19 protein-coding genes are annotated in these 18,179 nt (G+C 67.7%); 10 read left to right on the top strand and 9 right to left on the bottom strand.

The features are described 5' to 3' along the window. The 5 genes from HWX09_RS06230 (at position 1) to pilV (ending at position 5,737) form a co-directional block, all read left to right on the top strand. A complete protein-coding gene (locus tag HWX09_RS06230) occupies positions 1-1,785 on the top strand; it encodes an ATPase, T2SS/T4P/T4SS family (RefSeq protein WP_027782671.1) in 1,785 nt (594 codons plus the stop codon). Continuing rightward, positions 1,775-2,851 (top strand): type II secretion system F family protein, encoded by a 1,077-nt coding sequence (locus tag HWX09_RS06225; protein ID WP_027782672.1) that lies wholly within the window; start codon positions 1,775-1,777, stop codon positions 2,849-2,851. Before HWX09_RS06230 ends, HWX09_RS06225 begins: the two co-directional genes overlap by 11 nt. A 103-nt stretch (positions 2,852-2,954) precedes the next feature. Next, a complete protein-coding gene (locus HWX09_RS06220) occupies positions 2,955-3,509 on the top strand; it encodes a type 4 pilus major pilin (protein ID WP_034185276.1) in 555 nt (184 codons plus the stop codon). Between the two features lie 52 nt (positions 3,510-3,561). Beyond that, entirely contained in the window at positions 3,562-4,047 is a 486-nt protein-coding gene (gene pilM / locus HWX09_RS06215; protein WP_027782674.1) for a type IV pilus biogenesis protein PilM, read from the top strand. Next, positions 4,040-5,737 (top strand): shufflon system plasmid conjugative transfer pilus tip adhesin PilV, encoded by a 1,698-nt coding sequence (gene pilV / locus HWX09_RS06210; RefSeq protein ID WP_051421343.1) that lies wholly within the window; start codon positions 4,040-4,042, stop codon positions 5,735-5,737. Before pilM ends, pilV begins: the two co-directional genes overlap by 8 nt. A gap of 106 nt (positions 5,738-5,843) precedes the next feature. Here the strand turns inward: pilV and HWX09_RS06205 are convergent, their stop codons facing one another. Beyond that, the gene (locus HWX09_RS06205) at positions 5,844-6,944 is read right to left on the bottom strand and encodes an ATPase, T2SS/T4P/T4SS family (RefSeq protein WP_027782676.1); all 1,101 of its coding nucleotides are present in this window, start codon (positions 6,942-6,944) and stop codon (positions 5,844-5,846) included. 109 nt (positions 6,945-7,053) lie between these two features. On the opposite strand from HWX09_RS06205, the gene sctC reads away from it, so the two are divergent. From sctC to HWX09_RS06185, 4 genes are all read left to right on the top strand, one after another. Next, the gene (sctC, locus tag HWX09_RS06200) at positions 7,054-8,817 is read left to right on the top strand and encodes a type III secretion system outer membrane ring subunit SctC (protein WP_027782677.1); all 1,764 of its coding nucleotides are present in this window, start codon (positions 7,054-7,056) and stop codon (positions 8,815-8,817) included. Positions 8,818-8,857: 40 nt separating this feature from the next. Next, on the top strand, positions 8,858-10,066 hold the full coding sequence (locus HWX09_RS06195; protein ID WP_027782678.1) for a PAS domain-containing sensor histidine kinase: 1,209 nt from the start codon (positions 8,858-8,860) through the stop codon (positions 10,064-10,066). 88 nt (positions 10,067-10,154) lie between these two features. Continuing rightward, positions 10,155-10,940 (top strand): response regulator transcription factor, encoded by a 786-nt coding sequence (locus HWX09_RS06190; protein WP_034185277.1) that lies wholly within the window; start codon positions 10,155-10,157, stop codon positions 10,938-10,940. Further along, a complete protein-coding gene (locus tag HWX09_RS06185; RefSeq protein WP_027782679.1) occupies positions 10,937-12,361 on the top strand; it encodes a secretin N-terminal domain-containing protein in 1,425 nt (474 codons plus the stop codon). The genes HWX09_RS06190 and HWX09_RS06185 overlap by 4 nt, the downstream gene beginning before the upstream one ends. Positions 12,362-12,535: 174 nt before the next feature. Here HWX09_RS06185 and HWX09_RS06180 read toward each other — a convergent pair whose 3' ends face one another. From HWX09_RS06180 to HWX09_RS06160, 5 genes are all read right to left on the bottom strand, one after another. Then, positions 12,536-12,991, bottom strand: coding sequence for a molecular chaperone Tir (locus tag HWX09_RS06180; protein WP_027782680.1), 456 nt, complete (start codon positions 12,989-12,991; stop codon positions 12,536-12,538). A gap of 123 nt (positions 12,992-13,114) precedes the next feature. After that, the gene (locus HWX09_RS06175; protein WP_006765597.1) at positions 13,115-13,324 is read right to left on the bottom strand and encodes a hypothetical protein; all 210 of its coding nucleotides are present in this window, start codon (positions 13,322-13,324) and stop codon (positions 13,115-13,117) included. Positions 13,325-13,497: 173 nt separating this feature from the next. Further along, positions 13,498-13,758: a hypothetical protein gene (locus HWX09_RS06170; protein WP_011660757.1), complete on the bottom strand. Its 261-nt coding sequence runs from the start codon at positions 13,756-13,758 to the stop codon at positions 13,498-13,500. A gap of 23 nt (positions 13,759-13,781) precedes the next feature. Further along, entirely contained in the window at positions 13,782-14,822 is a 1,041-nt protein-coding gene (hrpD5, locus tag HWX09_RS06165; RefSeq protein ID WP_230469077.1) for an HrpD5 family protein, read from the bottom strand. Positions 14,823-14,942: 120 nt separating this feature from the next. Beyond that, entirely contained in the window at positions 14,943-15,995 is a 1,053-nt protein-coding gene (locus HWX09_RS06160; protein ID WP_230469078.1) for a helicase, read from the bottom strand. On the opposite strand from HWX09_RS06160, the gene HWX09_RS33530 reads away from it, so the two are divergent. Next, positions 15,987-16,172, top strand: coding sequence for a hypothetical protein (locus tag HWX09_RS33530; protein ID WP_230469079.1), 186 nt, complete (start codon positions 15,987-15,989; stop codon positions 16,170-16,172). The genes HWX09_RS06160 and HWX09_RS33530 overlap by 9 nt on opposite strands. Here the strand turns inward: HWX09_RS33530 and sctS are convergent. Genes sctS through sctQ form a run of 3 tightly spaced genes read right to left on the bottom strand, consistent with a single transcriptional unit; the run spans position 16,142 to position 18,112 of the window. Next, positions 16,142-16,405 carry a type III secretion system export apparatus subunit SctS gene (gene sctS / locus HWX09_RS06155; protein WP_027782683.1) on the bottom strand — a complete coding sequence of 88 codons (264 nt, stop codon included), beginning with the start codon at positions 16,403-16,405 and terminating at the stop codon, positions 16,142-16,144. The two genes, HWX09_RS33530 and sctS, sit on opposite strands and share 31 nt — an antisense overlap. An 8-nt stretch (positions 16,406-16,413) precedes the next feature. After that, on the bottom strand, positions 16,414-17,070 hold the full coding sequence (gene sctR / locus HWX09_RS06150; protein WP_027782684.1) for a type III secretion system export apparatus subunit SctR: 657 nt from the start codon (positions 17,068-17,070) through the stop codon (positions 16,414-16,416). Continuing rightward, a complete protein-coding gene (sctQ, locus tag HWX09_RS06145; protein ID WP_230469080.1) occupies positions 17,057-18,112 on the bottom strand; it encodes a type III secretion system cytoplasmic ring protein SctQ in 1,056 nt (351 codons plus the stop codon). The genes sctR and sctQ overlap by 14 nt, the downstream gene beginning before the upstream one ends. Positions 18,113-18,179: the final 67 nt, after the last annotated feature.

The raw sequence follows: 18,179 nt of genomic DNA, 5'->3' as shown, positions 1-18,179 counted from the left end.
ATGAGTTCGTCTCCGACACCGCCGGGCAAGACGCCTGCAAGCGTGACGCCGCTGATTCTCTCGCGTGCCGTGAAGCCGATCGAAACCGATCCGTCTCTTGCGGAGGTTCAGCCCGCGGCTCCCGCCGCGCCGGCGCTCGCGCCCGTTGCGCGGCCACGCGAGCCGGCGCTGAGCGCCGTGGCCGCTGCTGCCGCCGCTTCGGTGCTGCCCGCGCAAACGGCGTCGCAAAACCCGCCACCGGGGCAGGCGCTGCCGCTCGCCGCGGTGGCGCGCCCGCTTTCCGACAGCGGCGAATTCGCCGCGAGCGACGAGGAGCGCAAGTTTCTCTGTCTGCTCGACGACGGCACGCTGCTCGTTGCCGAAGGGCACGAAATGAATCCGTTCGTGCTGTCGTACTGCGCGAGACTCGAACGGCTCAATTGCCGCTATACGACGCGGCTCGTGACACTCGACGCGATCAGACGCAGCTATCAGGGCCCGCGCCGGGACGGCAGTGCCGAGCGCATCGATCACACGCAGATGCAGGTCGTCGCGAAGAACCTGATCACGCGGGCGTGCGACGCGCGTGCCTCGGATATCCATATCCGCGTGAACCGCTTCAGCACGGAGATTCTTTTTCGCATCCACAACGAACTCGTGCGCATGTCGGAGCAGACGCGCGAGTACGGCGAGCGGCTGCTCGCCACGCTTTATGCGGCGATGTCGAGCGTATCGGACAACACCTACAAGCCGAACGAACGCCAGGACGCGGCCATCGGCGATCGCGACAAGCTGCCGGACCGGCTTTTCGGCGTGCGGATCGCGACGGCGCCCACGAGCGTCGGCAGCGTCATGGTGCTGCGGCTGCTCTACAACGATGCGGGCGAGGCGACTGCCCTGACGGAGCTCGGCTTCACGGTGGCGCAGGCGAACGCGTTCGAGCTGCTCGCGCAGCAGCCGCACGGCATGAACATCATCAGCGGCCCGACCGGCTCGGGCAAATCCACGACGTTGCAGCGCGTGCTGACGAAGCAACTGCGCGAGATGGCCGGCTCGATTCACGTCATCACCGTGGAAGATCCGGTGGAGTACCCGATCGAGGGCGCCGTGCAGACGCCCGTCGTCAACGCGCCGACGGAAGAGGCGCGCTCGCTCGCGTTCGCCGCCGCGATCGCGAATGCGATGCGGCTCGATCCCGATACGATCATGATCGGCGAGGTGCGCGACCGCGCATCGGCGCAAAGCGCGTTGCGCGCCGCGATGACGGGCCATCAGGTCTGGACGACGGTGCACGCGAACGGCGCGCTCGCGATCGTGGACCGTCTCGTCGATCTCGGCTTGCCGATCGCGATGGTGACGGACGAATCGCTCGTCACGGGGCTCATCAGCCAGCGGCTCGTCAAGCTGCTGTGTCCGCACTGCTCGCGCCCGTTGGCCGAGGCGATGGCGCAGCTCGACATGGGGCTCGTCGCGCGCGTGAAGCGGGCCGTCGGCGCGCGGTTCGACGCGGTGCGCGTGGCCGGGCCCGGTTGCCCGCATTGCAAGAACGGCACGGTCGGCCGGACCGTGGTGGCCGAGGTCGTGCGCACCGACGCGACGTTTTGCGAATTGCTGCGCGCCGGGCGCAAGCCCGATGCGCAGGCGTACTGGCTCGGCGAGCTCGCGGGGCAGACGGTCGCGCAGCACGCGCTCGAAAAAGTGGCGGCGGGTCTCGTCGATCCGCGCATGGCGGAGCGGGTGGTCGGCCCGTTCATGCCGGGCAGCGGGGGGCGGCCGCAGCCGCTCGGAAGCGGCTATGGCACTTGAGCTCAACCGGCGCTGGGCGCGCCTGCAACTCACGACGCAGGCGCGTCTGCGGCTCTATCGCAAGATCGCGAAAATGCTCGCGAACGGCTTGCCGTTGCTCAAGATTCTCGAGGAGCTCGAGTTGCGTGCGTCGCACGAGGGCCGCAAGCCGAACGAGCCGCTGGCATTGACGCTCGCGGACTGGCGCAGCGTCGTGCAAAACGGCGGCATGCTGGCCGAGGCAATGGCGTGGTGGGTGCCGCATACCGAGCAGATGATCGTCATGGCCGGCGAGCAGTCGGGGCGCCTCGAGGCCGCGCTGCTGAACGTGTGCAACGTCGTGCAGTACAGCCGCCGGATCCGCACGGCCATCGTCGGCGGGTTGACCTACCCGTGCGTGATCGTGGCGATGACGATCGGGTACGTGTACCTCTTCGGCAAGCTCGTGATTCCGCGCTTCGCGTCGATCGTGAGCCCGGAGCGCTGGCACGGCGTGGCGAAGTCGCTCTACGAGCTGTCCCGGTTCGTGCAGGGCGGCATGATCTACTGCCTCGTGGTGCTCGCGATCCTCGTCGCGGCGCTCTTTTACTCGATGCCGCGCTGGTCCGGCAACGTGCGGGTCTGGCTCGACCGCTACCCGCCTTACTCGATCTATCGGCTCATTACGGGCTGCGGTTTTCTCGTCGCGTTTTCGTCGCTGCAGGCGGCGGGCTTCACGGTCGAGCGCTCGCTCGCGCGGCTGGCCACCGATGCGAAGCCGTGGCTCAGGCAGCGAATCGACGACATGCTGTTCGGCGTGAAGTCGGGGCTCAACGTCGGCGAGGCGATGAAGAATGCCGGCTACCGGTTTCCTTCGGAGGAGATCGTCGACGATCTGTGCGTGTATGCCGAATACAAGGGCTTCGCCGAGGCGCTGCACGCGATCGCGAACGAATGGATGACCGACGGCGTGGAGACGATCGAGGCGCAGATGCGCGTGGTCAACGGCGCGGCGATCGTCGTGCTCGCGCTCGTGCTGTCGTGGCTCATCAGCGGCTTCTTCGGAATTCAGCAGGAAATTGCGGCTTTGGCTCGGAGTCTGCATTGAGCCTGCCGTGTAATGACGTGCAGGCGCAGCGCAAACGAACGGGTGTTGAAAGGAGAGGGCACGTCTTTCTCGAGTGCCGATTGAGGAAACCAAGGAGAGCAACATGAAGGTCAAGACCGTCGCATCGATTCGCGCCAGGGTGGGCAGCCGGGGGGCGCGGCGCACGCAGCGTGGCGCCACCCTGCTCGAGGCGATCGCCTATCTCGGGATCGCCGCCATCGTCGTCATCGGCGCCATTGCGCTGCTGCGCGGCGCATTCGGCAGTGCTTCGTCGAATCAGACGGCCGAGCAGGTGACGGCCATCCAGACCGGCGTCAAGAAGCTGTATATGGGGCAGACCAACGGCTACAACGGGCTGGCGACGACCGTCGCCATTTCGGCCGGCATCATCCCGACGACGCTCGTCATCGACACCGCGGCAAATACCGTCACCGATGCCTGGGGTGGCGCGGTAACCGTTACGGGCACCGGCACCGGTACATTCACGATCGAATTCGATTCCGTGCCGACGGACGTATGCATCAACGCGGCATCTGCGGGCGGAACGTGGACGGCCGTCTCTATCGGCGGTACGGCGCAAACCGTGCCGGTAACGCCCGCCGCCGCTCAGGCGGCTTGTACCGGTGGTGCGAAGAACATCATCTGGACCTCCGCCTGATCGAGGCCCGAGTCTCGGCCTTCGCTCCGATTGACGCCACGAGCCGCCCGCCATGTTCCTGATCTGGATCGTCGCCGCCTTCGCGATGCTTACCGGTGCCTACGCGCTGCTCGGCGCCGAGGCGGCGCCGGCACCGCTCGCGCCGTCGGCGATGGCGCTCGCGGCGAACATGAGCGCCTACCGGCAGGCCGTGGCGGCCTTCGCGCGCGCCAACCCGTCGTTCGCGGGCAGCGTGCCGGCGGCGAGCCTCGCGCCTTACCTCGGGGCGACCGTTCCCGATCCGATGTGGCGGAACTACGTCCAGCCCAATACCGGTTATGCGGGCAGCCTGGTCGTGGTCTATGCGGCGTCGGCAGCGGCCGCGGCAGCGGCCGCGGTCGACGGCATCGAGCAGATTGCGCAGGGCTCGGCGCTGGCCGGCGTGGCGCTCGGCGCCAACCTCGTGTCCCCCGGCAACCCGGCGGTGCCGCTGCCGGCCGCACTGGCGAACGCGATCCCGAACGGCATGCCGGTATGGATGGCGCAAGCGTATGACTGAGCGCACCCATACCGTTGCCCGCACCGGCATGCGTCGTCCCGGCCCCCGCGCGTGGCCGGCTCGCCGTATGTCCGGCTTCACGATGGTGGAGATGCTGGCCGTGCTTGCGCTCGCCGCATTGATGATGGCGGGCCTTGTCGCGCTCACGAACTCGTCGCTCGACGATACGCGCGCGCAGCAGGCCGCGCTTTATCAGTCGCAGCTGACGGCGGCTGCCACGCGGCTCATTCGGCAAAACTACACGGCGCTCGCGGCCCAGGCCACGACCACCTCGCCGGTGATCGCGAAAATGACCGGCTCGACGTATCAGCTGTCGACCTACCTTCCGAATGCGTTGAGCGGCACCAACCCCTATGGTCAGGCGCCGTGCCTGCTCGTCTACGCGGCCCCGGGCGGCGCCAATCCGGTGGCGTTGCAGGCGCTGCTCGTCACGGAGGGCGGCCGGACTATTCCCGATCCCGAACTCGGCTACATCGCGGCGAATGCCGGCCCGGGCGGCGGTTCGATCCAGGCGACGAACAATGCGACCGGCGCGGCCACCGGCGCCTTCGGCACCTGGAAGGTCGATACGCCGAACCCGGCGAATACATCCTGCACGAACAAGAAAACGGGCACGGGCCATCTGGCGAGCCTCATTTTCTACGACGGCACGCAGGCGCAGAACGTCGACTATCTGTACCGCGTGGCCGTGCCGGGCAATCCGCAGGCGAACACGATGCAAGTGCCGATCGTGCTCGCGCGTCAGATCGACTATGCCGCCTGCACGCAGCCCGGCGCCATCGCGGCCGACGCTTCGGGCAACGTCCTGAATTGCGATGGAACGCAGAACCTCTGGGTGCCGCAGGCGGCCTATCACTGGCGCGAACCGGTGGCCAACGAAGCGGCGCTCGGGGGCGTTGCCGCGCATCAGGGCGACGTGCGGCTCACCGCCGCGACGAATCGGGCCTATGCGTACGACGGCGCCACATGGCAGGCGCTGGCGGTGGACGAAGCGGGCAATCTCGCGCTCGGCAACGCGCACAACGTCGGCGACCCATGCCCGCCCGCGCCGCAGAATTCGGCCATCGCACCGGCGTCGGCGAGCACGACGCTCGTCTCCACCGATGCGAACGGGCGCGTGCTGTCGTGCCGCGGCGGCCGGTGGCAAACGCAAAGCGAAATCGAGCCGGCGTCGTCGCTCACCGGCTGTCAGCTCGTGATGGCCAACCCGAACGGCGCGGGCGATTACTCCGCCTGCACGGGCCAGCCGGCGACGAACTTCCAATCGGGCGCCTATTCGTACAACGGCAGCAACGGTACGTACTCGTATACGTTCAGGACGACCGTCAACCTCACCAAGCCGGGGATCATCGTCGCGTCCACCTGGGCGCACTTGAACGACGGCATGTGCAACGGCCCCTCCGGCAACCGGGGGCAGCTCTCGCAGAGCATCGACATCACCGACGGCGGCAACCGCAACCTCGGGCATACGGAGAGCCAGACGCCGACGCTTCAGGACGATTCGGGCGGGATCAACAACGCGCTGTCCCAGGCCGGCACGCCTGGCACCTACACGATCATCGTGACGACGAACTGGGCGACGTACGCCGGCATCACGACGCCGTGGGTCAGCAGCTTTTGCGGGGAGTCCGGCCAGACGGTCTGGAACACGCCCGTCGCGGCGGGCTGGACGATCAACTCCTACTACTGAGCGCCCAACCGTGAACCGATCGACACCGCACACCTTCGCAGCACCGCCACGCACGGCGCGACCGGCGAAAGCGACGCCATTGCGCCGGCACCGCCTTCGCGGGGGCTCAGTGCGGCGCGAGCGTCTGCAGCATTTCGTGCAGCTCGAGCCGGTTGTAGGTCGCGCGCAGCACGTCGCGCGGCAGGCATTGCTGCTTCGATACGAGGCTGAAGAGGTGATCGTTGAGCATGCGGGACATGTTGTCCTCCTTGCGCTTCATGAACTCGGCAAGGTACGGCAGCTTGCCCGGATCGGTCAGCAGGCCGCTGATCTGCTGATTATTGTTGAAGAGCAGTTCGCTCGCGAGTACGAAGTTCTCGCCATCCTCCGTCGGCACGAGGCATTGGCAGATCACGCCGATGAGGCAGTTCGCGAGCGCGGCCGCATAGCGCTCGCGCTGCTCGGCCGGAAAAAACGACAACAGCCGCGTGAGCGTGCCGATCGCGCTGCCCGTGTGCATCGTCGCGAGCACGAGGTGGCCCGATTCGCCGGCCTGCAGCGCCGTCTCCGCCGTCTCGGGGTCGCGCACCTCGCCCACCATGATGACATCGGGTTTTTGCCGCAGCGCCTCGCGCAGGCCGGCCGAGAAGCTCGGCGTGTCGGTGGGCACTTGCCGCTGCGAGACGATCGACGTGCGGCCCTCGAGTTCGTATTCGATCGGCTCTTCGATCGTGACGATGTGGCTGTTGCGCGTGCGGTTGATGTGCTCGAGCAGCGAGGCGATCGTCGTCGTCTTTCCCGAGCCGGTCGGGCCCGTCACGAGGATCAGCCCCTTGGCGCTGTCGATCATCGAGCGCACGTAGGCGGGCAGGCCGAGCTTGTCGAGCGCGAGCGGCTGCAGCGGCAGGCGCCGGATCGAGATGACGAGCTTGCGGCCGCCATTGGTGCGGTAGATGTTACAGCGAAGGCGGCAGCGCGTGAGCACGAACGGGCGATCGATCGCGCCGTGCTGAAGCTGCGCCTCCCAGTCCGGTTCGATCGAGGCCAGTGTGGGCAGCATTTCGTCGTGGAGCACGGGCTCCTCGCCGACGGCGAGCCAGCCGCGCGGCGCCTTGATCATGATCGGCCGGTCCTGCTCGATATGGATGTCGGTGAAAGTCTGCCGCAGGTCGATCAATTCGAGAATCTCGCGCGTCAGGTCGCGACGTTCGTGACTCGGAGCGTTCATCGTCAGTGCCCTTCCTATGAAAGATAGTCGGAACTTACATGAAAATTTTGTCGATGTGTCGGAGAAGCACCGGGCTGCGGTGCGTACGTTTCATCGCGGGCGGCGCGTCATGAACTGGGCTCGCCGACTGGGCACCGTGGCCCTCGCCGCCGCGCTCGCATTCGGGGCGACCGCCCCCGTTGCCGAGGCGGCAGCCGTGCGCTGGAAGTCGTCGATCGTCGATTACGAAGCGCAGGGCAAGGACATCAAGGATGTGCTGCGCGACTTCGGCGCGAGCCAGGGCGTCCCCACGCGCATCGCGGCCGATGTGAGCGGCACCGTGAGCGGCAAGTTCCATCTGCCGCCGCGGCGCTTTCTCGATACGCTCGCGGCGTCGTTCGGCTTCGTGTGGTACTACGACGGCGAAGTGCTCGACGTCACGACGGCTGCCGAACTGCAGAGCACGCTCGTGAAGCTCGATTCGGCCGATACGGGCGCGCTGCGCGATGCGCTCGACCGCCTGCGCATCGCCGACGAGCGTTTTCCGATCGTCTACGACAGCGCGCAGGGCACGGCGCTCGTGAGCGGGCCGCCTCGCTACGTGCAGATGGTGACGAACGTGGCCTCGCGGCTCGACAACAACGCCGCGCATCGAAGCGGCACGCAGGTACGCGTCTTTCCGCTCTATCACGCGTGGGCACACGACCGCACGGTGCCCATCGACGGCCAGCAGGTCACGCTGCAGGGCGTGGTGGCCGTGCTCAACGGCATCTACCACCCGGGCACGGCCAAGGCCGCCGACAAACGCGGCGAGGGCGGTCGCGCGGCGAGCGGCGTGAAGCGCAACACGCCGATCAACGACGTGAACGGCAATGCCTACAACGGCCCGTACGTTCCGCCGCCGGTGCCGTCGGGCGCGGCCGGCAAGGGCATGTTCGCCGGGCTCACCGGACAGCCGTCGCCGGCCGTGGCGGCGGCGGTGGGCGAGCCGCCGCCGCCGCAGAACACGAGCACGGCGCCGGCGAGCGACGATCAACTGCCCGTCATCGTCGCGGACCAGCGCACCAACTCCGTCGTGATTCGCGATACGGCCGACCGGATGGATCAGTACGGCAAGCTGATCGATCGCCTCGACGTCAAACCGCAACTGATCGAGATCGAGGCGCACATCATCGAGATCGACGACGACGCGCTGCATCAGCTCGGCGTCGACTGGACCGCGCACAACAGCCACGTCGACGTGCAGACCGGTACCGGCACGCTCGCACAGAGCACCTACAACGGCACGCTCTCGCAGACCTTCGGCCAGACGGCGCTGCCGGGCAACCTGCTCGCGGCGGCGACGCCCGTGGGCGCATCGGTGGCCGCCGTGCTCGGCGACGCCGGCCGCTATCTGATGGCACGCATCTCGGCGCTGCAGCAGACGAAGGCCGCCAAGATCGACGCGAGTCCGAAGGTCGTCACGCTCAACAACATCGAGGCCGTGATGGACAACCAGACGCAGTTTTTCGTGCCGGTGTCGGGATACACCTCGGGCGATCTCTACAGCGTGTCGACCGGCATCTCGCTGCGTGTGCTGCCGATGGTCGTGGAGGAGGACGGGCGCACGCGCATCAAGCTCGACGTGGCGATTCAGGACGGCCAGCTCACCGATCAGACGGTCAGCAACCTGCCGGTGATCCAGAACAGCACGATCAACACGCAGGCGTTCATCGAGGAGGGGCAGGCGCTGCTCATCGCCGGCTATCGCGCGGACAGCGCGACGATGGGCGTGACCGGGGTGCCCGGGCTCTCGAAGATTCCGTTGATCGGCGCGCTCTTCAGGACCGACAACCGCCAGAAGAGCCACATGGAGCGGCTCTTCCTGTTGTCGCCGCGCGTCATCTCGCCGTGATTCACCGCAACCGCCCGCACCGGAGAATGCAGGAGGCCATGTGAACGAATCCCATACTCAGCCGCATTCGCGGCCCGACGTGCAGCCTGGGCAGCAGTCCGAGCCGCGGCCCACCCAACCGGGCTTGCCCGCCGACGCATGCGGCGGGGGCGCTGCCGATCGCGGCCTGTCCGACGACGAGGCGCGCCGCCTGCGCGGCACGCTGCGCGGGCTGCCGTGCGGGGTGATCGTGCTCGATCGCGCGGGTGCGGTCGTGCACGCGAACGCGCGCGCGCTCGAGATGCTGGCGATGACGCTGCCCGCGGGCGTCGATTTCAGCGTGGCGCTGAGCGAGCGCTTCGAGATGACGGACGTGCCGCGGCTGCGCGATCTCGAAGCGGGCCGCGAGGTACGCGTGGACGATTCGACCTTCTGGATTCAGGCGGGTCCCGCCGGTGCGTGCGCCGGTGCGGGGGTGGGCGAATCCGTCATCGCCGTGACGGACGTGACGCCGTTCGCACGCTCGCTCGACGAGCGAGCCATGTCGCTGCGCTTTTTGCTGCACGATCTGCGCTCGCCGCTCAATTCGATCAGCGCGCTCACGCAGCTCGATGCGAGCGACCCCGAGGCGTTCGAGCGTTGCGGCGGCATGCAGCAGATCACCGCGCTCGCGCAGTACGTGCTCTCGCTCGGCGAGCAGTTCATCTTCTCGTCGGTGACCGAGCATTTGCAGGCGCGCGACTTCAAACGGTTCGATCTGCGCGCGACGCTGCGCCAGATCATCTCGCAACTGGAGGTCACCGCCGTCTATTGCGGCGTCGCGCTACACTTGTGGCTGCCCGACAGCGCGCCGCTGTGGGTGAGCGGCATGCGCAACTTCGTGGCGCGCGCCGTCCAGAACGTCATCGACAATGCCGTTCGTGCGTCGCCGCGCGGCGAGGCGGTGACGGTGTCGATCCGGCAGGCCGACGGTTTCGCCGAGGTGGTCGTCGACGATCGCGCGGGCGGGCTGCCGGGGCTCGTCGACGGCGATCGGCTGACCGACTTCGAGAAGCTCGGCAAGCGGACGGCAACGGGCTTCGGTCTCGGGCTCAAGCTCGCCGTGCAGATCGTCGGCATGCACGGCGGCGCACTTTACGCCGAGCTCAACGGACAAGGCGGTACCATGTTCGTGCTGCGTCTGCCGTGCCTGAATCCTGTCGCCGCGAAGCCGCACGCGACATCGCTTGTCGATGCCGACCGCGCGTTGCGCGCGGCGCGCGGCGAGTGAGGCGCCAGGGCGTGGCCCGTATTCGTTTGACACGCGTTGCGCGGACCGGGCACCGGCTCCCGCGCGGCCGTCGGAACCAAGGGTTCACATGAAATCGCTTGCAGGCAAACCCGTACGCATTCTGTTCGTCGAGGACGACGTCGCGCACCACGCGCTCATCCATTCCTGGCTCAAGAGCGAGGGCTACCACGTCGACGCTTTTCACAGCGGGCTCGACGCGCAGCAATTTCTGTCGGAGCAGTGGGCCGATCTCGCGATTCTCGACTGGGACCTGCCGGGCGTTTCCGGCGACAAGCTGCTGCAAAAGATCCGCAGTCGTTCGCAATCGATCATGCCCGTGATTTTTCAGACCGTGCACTCGGCGGAGTCCGACATCGTGCGCATACTCGATGCGGGTGCGGATGACTATCTCGTGAAGCCCTACGACAGGCAGGTGCTGCTCGCGCGCATGCGCGCGCTGCTGCGGCGCTTCGCGCCGATGAACGTGCAGGGCCGCAAGATGTTCGTCGACGGCGAATGCGCGCTCGATCAGCAGGCGCGCTCGCTCGTGGTGGCGGGCGTGGCGCACAAGCTCGGCACCAAGGAGTTCGACATTCTCTGGCATCTCGCGCGGCACACGGGCGCCGTCGTGCTGAGGCAGGATCTGATGAGCGTGGTCTGGGGCTGGGATGCGGCCGTGCAAAGCCGCTCCGTCGACATGTACGTGAGCCGGCTGCGTGCGAGCCTGAAGGCCGCCGGCGTCGGCTGGACCGTGCAATCGGTCTATGCGACGGGTTACCGCCTGACCCTCAAGCCGGATATGGAGCAGACGGGCGCCGGTGCGTCGGGCGCCGATGCGTCCGGCGCCGGTGCGTCGCCGGAAGGCGCCGCATGAGCGCGGCACGAATGCGAGCGCTCGCGCGCGGCGCCGTCGCTGCCTTCGTCTGCACGGTCACCGTGCATGCGCAGGCGGCGAGCATGGAGTGGGCCGGGGGCCCCGGCGCCCGCTTCGTCTACGTGACGAACGGTGCGAGCCTCGCGGAGGTCCTGAATGCCTTCGCCGCGGGGCAGCACGTTGCCCTGCGCATCGACGGTCGAGTGGAGGGCGCCGTGAGCGGCCGTTTCGCGATGCCGCCGCAGCGCTTTCTCGATGTCATGAGCCGGTCGTACGGATTCGTCTGGTACTACGACGGTGCGGTCCTGCATGTGTCGCCCGCGAACGAGCAGGCGCATGTCGCCATCCGGCCTCACTTCCTTTTGGCGAATGCGCTGCGGGCGTCGCTCGAGCAGGCAGGTCTTGCCGATACGCACTTCCCGTTGACGGTGGATGCCGCCGCGCAAACGGTGAACGTGCGCGGGCCGGCGACCTACGTGGAACGTATTCGTGCCGCGGCCGAGCGCTTCGAGCGCGACGCGCGAAAGCGCGTGCGTTTGTCCGTGCGGGTGTTTCGCCTGAGTGCCGCGAATGCCGCCGACGAAACGCGCGTGGTCGATGGCCGCACGCTCGTCGTGCCCGGTGTGGCCACGCTCTTGCGGCGCCGTTTCGAGCGCCCGGCCGTTGCGAGCGGGGCCGCCGTTTCCGATGCACCGCGGATCGTCGAGTTCGATGCAGCGTTGCCGGCGATCGAAGCGGATGCGACCACGAACTCCGTCCTGGTACGCGATCGGGCCGAGCGCATTGACGCCGACGGCGCGCTCGTCGCCAGCCTGGACGTGCGTGCACAGCTCGTATCGGTCCAGACGTGGGTGGTGGATGTCGATGGCGACGCGCTCGACACGTTGCGATCCGCGCTGCCGCCGGCCATGGCCGACGGGGCAGGCGCGGAGCAGGCAACGGCGGCCGCGCGCGAGCACCGTGCAGGTATCGCGCCCGACGGCGGCCGCGCGCTGCTCGCGCAGCTCAAGGCATTGGCCAGGAGCGGCCGCGCCGAAATCGAGGTGTCGCAAACGGCGCTCACGCACGACCGCTCGCCGGCCGTCATCGACCGCCACGAGGCACGTCTCGCCCGCCGCGATGAGGATGACCTGCCCGATGACGATGCCCGCGATCTGTGGCTCTCAATTGCACCGACGGTCGAAGGCGCCGCGTCGATGCCGCGTATCGGCTTGCGCGTGGAACTGGGGCGCCGCCGCGATGCGCGCCGCTATCGGGCCGTCGACGAGAGCCTGGCGCCGGGCGAGTGCCTCGTCATCGAGGGACCGGCGCGACACGGGAGCGATGTCGAGCGCCGCGCGGACGACCCCGATTCGGGCAGAGAGGGAGAGGAGGGTACGCGTCGCCGTCTCGTCTTGCTGATGCCACGCGTGGCAGCCTAGGGCCAGCGCAAGCCCGTTATTAGCGTGAACAGGCCCTAGCGCCGATCGGGCGAGCGCCCGCGATGGCGTGAGTGTGAAGCGACGTGCCGGATACGAACGGATGCGATGGCTGGCCAGGCGTCGATGCGTGCGCGGATGCGCCCCTTGGCTGAGGCACGCTTGCGCTCACCGGGCTTACGCCCGCAGCCACATGAAATTGCCCGAGGCGATGCCCTCGAACATTTCGTCGGGCGATTCGAGGATGTTGTTTTGCCAGTAGCGGCCGTGTTCGGCGTAGTGCGAGAACAGATCGGCGAGATAATCGCCGGTGATCGTCGGGCCTATCGGCAGATGGACGAGCAGCACGACGTTGCCCGTATCGGATTCGAGGCACAGTTGCGCCTGATCCTGCGCGTAGACCAGCAGGTTGGCCTCGAGCATGAGCCGGAAAACGACGAGCGAGCGGCCGGGCGTGACGGCGCCGTAATGAAAGCTGACATAGACCGAATCGGGGTCGGTCTCGTGGTGGTCGAGATGGACGTCGAACCCTTCGATCTCGAGCGTTTGCGTCTCGACGACATACTCGGCGTCGGGCAGCCCGACCACCGCGCAAACCTCGTGAATCAACTCGACGAAACGTTCCCTGCTCATGGGCGGCAATCTCCGGCGAAAATAGGGCGGCCCGCTTGCAAAAAAGCGGGGGCACGTAGCCGGAAAGCCAGGCTTTCCGCTTTCGTGCCCCTCGCGCGAACGGACCGCGGCAACGCGAGTGGCTTACTGGCCCTTCGCGGCGTCGGCGATGTTCTTCGCGCCGTTGTTGCCGACGGACGCGAGCGCCGACGTTTCCTGCTGCTGCATGTTGATCTGCATGGCGGCCATCGTCATGGCGTTGTTCTGGTTGGCCATGGCTTGCATCTGGCCGACCATGTCGGCGTTTTGCGAACCGGCTTGCGAGACGCCCGAGCTTCCGATCGATGAAGACATGATGTATTCCCCTTATCAAGAAAGTGATGGAAAAAGCACTGCTATGGGTTGACGCCTGATGCTTCGGTAAAAGGCCCTTGGCCGTGGTGGCCGCCGGTCCGGACCGGCTGACGCGCAGCCGGATGCTGCAACTGCAAACTGTTCAACCGTCTTCCGTATCGCCGCGGATGCCGTCAAAGCGCCGCGCCACGGGCGCTGTGGCGCTCCTGCAGCGTGAGCACGATGCGGCGCGCCGCGATCATCCCGCGATAGAGCTTTTGGAGATCGAGCCGCTCGCGCTCGTCGGCCGCGGACTGCGTGGCCGTACTGATCCGGCGCGCGGTTTCATCGAAGGCCGCCGCGATGCGCGCGACCCGTTGCGCGCCGTCGGGCGCCGAGAGCGTGGCATCGAGCGCGTTCAGATCCTGCGCGATGGGAAGCAATGCGTCGTACATGTCGGTTCCTTTGGTGGTCGAGGTCAATTGTTTGCTTCGTCCCTGCTGCTCGCGAACAGATGCTTCGTGCCGTCGGGCGTCTCGATGTAACGCAGCCCGCCCGTGGCGATCACCGCCGTGTACTCGACATCGGGCGTGAGCGCCTGCGCCTCCTTGACATCGACGTCGACGCGCTTGACGTTGTCGCCGAGGTCGGCCCTGATACCTGCTATCAGCGTGCGGAAGGTCGTCATCGACTGCACGCTGCCGCTCACGCGGAAGATGCCGTGGCCTTGGTAACTCACTGCCGCGCCCGTGCTGGCGAGCGACTGCTGGATGTTGTCCACGTCTTGCTGCGCGACGTCGTATTCGCGCCGCACCTTGCCGCGCGCGAGGCTGTCCATGATCCGCTGCGCCTTCGCGCTTTCGTCGGTGCTCGTCACGATGCCGCGCACCGCCACACTGTTCGTGCGTGCCATTGCCTGCAGATCGCCGAGGCCTTCGCGGTGCAGGGCCTCCTGCAACTGCCGTGCGAGCGCGTCGGCGTCGAACCTCACGCTCGCCGCTTCGCTCGACTGCGTGCCCGCGAACATCACACCGGCCACGGCGATGCCGCCGATCGCAGCGGTGCAGGCGAGCGCCAGCACGGCCGTGCGCCAGCGCACCTTGGGCGAAGCGGCCGGCGCATGGTCGGCGCCGGCTTCGTCCGCATGGGCCGGGCCCCGATCCGGCGCGCCTCTTTCCGCGTCAGCCCCCGTCGCGGTGTCGGCGTCAGGCGGCTCGGCCGTCTTCCAGAGGCCCGCCAGCAAATCGAGATCGCGCGGCCAGACTTCGCCATCGGGGCCCACGCACAACACGACATCGCCGAACGGCACGGCCACGAAGTCCGCCACGAGCACCTCGTCGCCGTTCGCCGAGCGGATCCGCGCCACACCGTCCTCGCCCACGCAAAGCTCGATGTCCTCGACCGTCCAGTCGCTGATGCAGACATCCGCGTGCTCGGTGGCGCCGATCCGGTAGGCGCCGCTCGTGAGCCGGACCTGGGCTCCGGCGTGGGTGCCGGTCAGTACTCGAAGCGCTTTCATGATCGTGGTATCCGTGTATCCGACGTGTGTCATGCGGTTGCGGTTGCTCTTGCTGGTCGTCGCTCCGGCGTTTCGCTGCTTCGCGCATCGGGCCGCCAGGCCTTGACCGTCGAAATCAGTTTAGGGTTTTGCCGTTGGCGCAGCCGGCGCCATGCGAACTTCGAACGTCTTATCCGAAGCGCCGGCCGTGGGCTTGGCCGCCTCTTGCCGCGCGGCGCCGATTTGACCACCGATCGCGCCGCCCGTCGCGCCGCCCGTGACGGCGGCACCGGCTGGTGCCCCGCTGGCCGGCAGCGCGGCTTGCGTGTCGAGAATGCGTTGCTTCACTGCCGCGATCGATTGATCGTCGTACGAGTATTCGATGCCCGCGCTCTGGCGCGCGAGCGTGTTGTCGAGCGATACGCCGAGAAGCCCCGCCACCGCGGCGGCCTTGCCCGGGGTCGCGGCGCTTTGCATCAGTGCCGCATGGCGGTGCGCGTGAAGCCGGGCGGCATTGCGCCGGAGCGCCATCGGCGAGCGCATGGCGAGCAGCATCGGCACCGCCAGCAAGGGTCCCAGCTCGATCTGCGCGGCAAGCCGCAGCACCTCCTTCGCGCACGTCGCCGCGAGCTCGGCCGGCAAGTCCGGCGCACCGAGCCTTTGCCTCGCGAGCAGTTGCATCGTGGCCGCGAGCGGCTGGCTGCGCGCGGCGGCCTTGGCCCGGCCCGCCTTGCCGATCGCGAACTTGCGCGGTTTGTCGCGGCCTTCGCCGGACTGACGGCCGTCGCGCTCAGGCTGCCCGTCGCGCGGCGCACGCTGCTGCGGCTGCCCCTGCTCTTCGCCTTGCTGATTCGAGCCGCGATCGTGCCCATGGCCGTTGCGATGCTGTTGCTGCCCGTCGCCGTGTTGCCGATCGCGCTCGCGCTTTTGCTGCTGCCCCTGCTCGTGCTTGCGTTCGCGCTCGTGCGGGTGTTCGTGCTCGTGCTCGTGCCTGGGCTCGAGCGCGTGCGGGTCGTCCGGCCGTTCGTGAGCCGATGCGTCTTTGCCTTGCGCCTTCGCCGACCCCCCCGGCCGCGGCCGTTGGCCGAGCTGGCGCATCAGCTTTTGCGCGGAAGGGGCCGGCGGCTTGTGCATGCCTTCGGCAAAACGCTTGCCGCGGTAGAAAGCGGCGGCGAGCATCTTGTTGTGCTGCATGCGCACGCGCTGCATTTTCGTGTGCTGCACCTTCGCGCCCGTGAAGCCGCGCGCCTGGGTCATCTGCCCCGTGTGCTCGGCGTCGGCCTGCGCCTGCTGCGCGAGATCGGCGGCGTGGTGGCCGTGGTTGTTGCGGATCGGCGAATTCACGACGGCACCGCGAGCGTGATGATCTGATTGGCGAAGCGCAGGATCGCGGCGGCGCCCCAGGCGCCGATCATGAGCACGGTGGCCACGACGGCCACGAGCTTCACCGCGTACGAGATGCTTTGGTCCTGCATCGACGTGATGGCCTGCACGAACGAAATCGCGAGGCCGGAGAGCGCGGCGACGGCCACCACCGGCATCGAGACGGACAGGCAGAGCAGCAGGCCCTGCGAGGTGATGCGAACGAGCGTATCGGTTTCCATGGTGCGCCTCAGCGATAGGTCATGACAAGACCGTGAATCAATGTGGACCAGCCGCTCATGACGACGAACAAGAGCAGCTTGAACGGAATCGCGACGTTCGTTGGCTGGACCTGATTCAGGCCCATCGCCATCAGCACGTTGGCGATGACGAGATCGACGACGATGAATGCGATGTACAGCAGAAAGCCAATCTTGAAGGCGTCGGCCATCTCGGTCAGCGTGAAGGCCGGGGCGAGGACGATGAGGTCGTCCTCACGGATCTTCGCCGCCATGTCCTTCGGCCATACCACGGTTGCCGAGCGCACGAAGAACTGCTTTTCGCGCTCGTGCGCGTGCTTCTTCAGAAAGGCGCGAAACGGCTCCTTTGCCGCATCGAAGGCATCGAGCACGACGAGCGACGTGTCGCCGCCGGGGGTACGGTGCATCGTCTGCATGGTTTGCATGGCCTGCATGCCGATCGGCGCCATCACGTAAGCGGAGACGAGGACCGCGATGCCGTTGAGCACCATGTTCGGCGGCACCTGCTGCACGCCCAGCGCGTTGCGCAACAGCCCGAGCACGACCACGATCTTCGCGTACGAGGTCGCGACCATGGCGACGAACGGGATCAGGCTGATCGCGACGACGGTGATCAGCAGCCCGGTGAGATCGCTAAACTGAACCATGGCCGCGCGACAGCTGAACGAGACGCACGCCGAGATGATCGCCGACGCTCACGAGTTCGCCGAAGCCGATCGTCTGCCCATAGGTGACGAGCCGCACGCGCGCATCGGGCAGCGCGGTGGGAAGCTCGAGCACATAGCCCGCGCGCAGCGCCGAGAGCTGCGCGACCGGCATCGAAACCGTGTCGATCTCCAGCTTCAGCGGCAGGTCCAGCTGGCTGATTTCGACGGGCGTGTCGATCGAATCGGTAAGCGGCGCGTTGAACTGCGTCTCGTGGCTCATGGTGGGGTCCTCGCTCAAGGTCATCAGGTGGTGGGTGACGTCTGCCACGGCGCGCAGCTGCCGCGTCCCGTAGCGGCCCCAGACGACTTGCATCGGGGCGGACGACCGCTCGCTCGCGAAGAGCGCGCGGGTGGCTTCGGGTACGGCACGCAAGATGACGTCGCCCGCGCGCAGCGAATCGAGCGTCGTCACGTTCATCGTTTTCTCGCCGATCTGCAGCCGGCCCGGTACGGCGATCTCGCTGACGTGGGTGGCGAACGGCGTGCATTGCCGGGCCACGAGCGTTTCGAGCGCGTCGAGCCAGCCGCTGTCGATGTGCTCGATAACCGCATCGAAGCGGGTATCGCCGACGCGCAGCGAGAGCGCGCAGCAAGGCGCGCTCGGCGGCTGACGCGCGGCACGTTCGAGCGAGACGACTTCCACGCCGTCGAAGCCGAGCGCTTGCAGCGCGCGCCGCAGCGGATCGAGCAGGATGGCGCACACGGCATGGCGCAAGCGCTCGTTGACGGGCTCGTCCGACGCGACGACGCTCGCGAGCCCCGTGTGCTGTCCGACGTCGATGCGTACCGAGGCCGTCTCCATGCCCCAGCGCACGCGCACGACGGCGGCGCGCTCCGGCTCGACGAAATCGTGCGCACCGACGCTGAAGGCGGAGACGCCGAGTGCGTGAGCGAGCAGTGCGCTCAGGCGCGCGTCGACGGCGAGCCGATGCTGGCGCGCGGTGGCGGCCGCAAGCGCGGGCAGCCGCGCGGGATCGAGCAAGACGGCCGCCGCCGGCGCTTGGGCGCCCGCCGCAACGTGGTCCGTCAGTAGCGTTCGTGTGGTGTCC

The organism is Burkholderia sp. BCC1208 (assembly GCF_902833095.1).
Classification (GTDB): Bacteria; Pseudomonadota; Gammaproteobacteria; order Burkholderiales; family Burkholderiaceae; genus Burkholderia.
This window is presented reverse-complemented; position numbering and strand designations above follow the sequence as displayed.

What these genes read in the sequence shown, in the direction of transcription:
- HWX09_RS06230 (WP_027782671.1), top strand. Translation starts at nt 1, where the DNA reads ATGAGTTCGTCTCCGACACCGCCGGGCAAGACGCCTGCAAGCGTGACG.
- HWX09_RS06225 (WP_027782672.1), top strand. Translation starts at nt 1,775, where the DNA reads ATGGCACTTGAGCTCAACCGGCGCTGGGCGCGCCTGCAACTCACGACG.
- HWX09_RS06220 (WP_034185276.1), top strand. Translation starts at nt 2,955, where the DNA reads ATGAAGGTCAAGACCGTCGCATCGATTCGCGCCAGGGTGGGCAGCCGG.
- pilM (WP_027782674.1), top strand. Translation starts at nt 3,562, where the DNA reads ATGTTCCTGATCTGGATCGTCGCCGCCTTCGCGATGCTTACCGGTGCC.
- pilV (WP_051421343.1), top strand. Translation starts at nt 4,040, where the DNA reads ATGACTGAGCGCACCCATACCGTTGCCCGCACCGGCATGCGTCGTCCC.
- HWX09_RS06205 (WP_027782676.1), bottom strand. Translation starts at nt 6,944, where the DNA reads ATGAACGCTCCGAGTCACGAACGTCGCGACCTGACGCGCGAGATTCTC.
- sctC (WP_027782677.1), top strand. Translation starts at nt 7,054, where the DNA reads ATGAACTGGGCTCGCCGACTGGGCACCGTGGCCCTCGCCGCCGCGCTC.
- HWX09_RS06190 (WP_034185277.1), top strand. Translation starts at nt 10,155, where the DNA reads ATGAAATCGCTTGCAGGCAAACCCGTACGCATTCTGTTCGTCGAGGAC.
- HWX09_RS06185 (WP_027782679.1), top strand. Translation starts at nt 10,937, where the DNA reads ATGAGCGCGGCACGAATGCGAGCGCTCGCGCGCGGCGCCGTCGCTGCC.
- HWX09_RS06180 (WP_027782680.1), bottom strand. Translation starts at nt 12,991, where the DNA reads ATGAGCAGGGAACGTTTCGTCGAGTTGATTCACGAGGTTTGCGCGGTG.
- HWX09_RS06175 (WP_006765597.1), bottom strand. Translation starts at nt 13,324, where the DNA reads ATGTCTTCATCGATCGGAAGCTCGGGCGTCTCGCAAGCCGGTTCGCAA.
- HWX09_RS06170 (WP_011660757.1), bottom strand. Translation starts at nt 13,758, where the DNA reads ATGTACGACGCATTGCTTCCCATCGCGCAGGATCTGAACGCGCTCGAT.
- hrpD5 (WP_230469077.1), bottom strand. Translation starts at nt 14,822, where the DNA reads ATGAAAGCGCTTCGAGTACTGACCGGCACCCACGCCGGAGCCCAGGTC.
- HWX09_RS06160 (WP_230469078.1), bottom strand. Translation starts at nt 15,995, where the DNA reads ATGCAGCACAACAAGATGCTCGCCGCCGCTTTCTACCGCGGCAAGCGT.
- sctS (WP_027782683.1), bottom strand. Translation starts at nt 16,405, where the DNA reads ATGGAAACCGATACGCTCGTTCGCATCACCTCGCAGGGCCTGCTGCTC.
- sctR (WP_027782684.1), bottom strand. Translation starts at nt 17,070, where the DNA reads ATGGTTCAGTTTAGCGATCTCACCGGGCTGCTGATCACCGTCGTCGCG.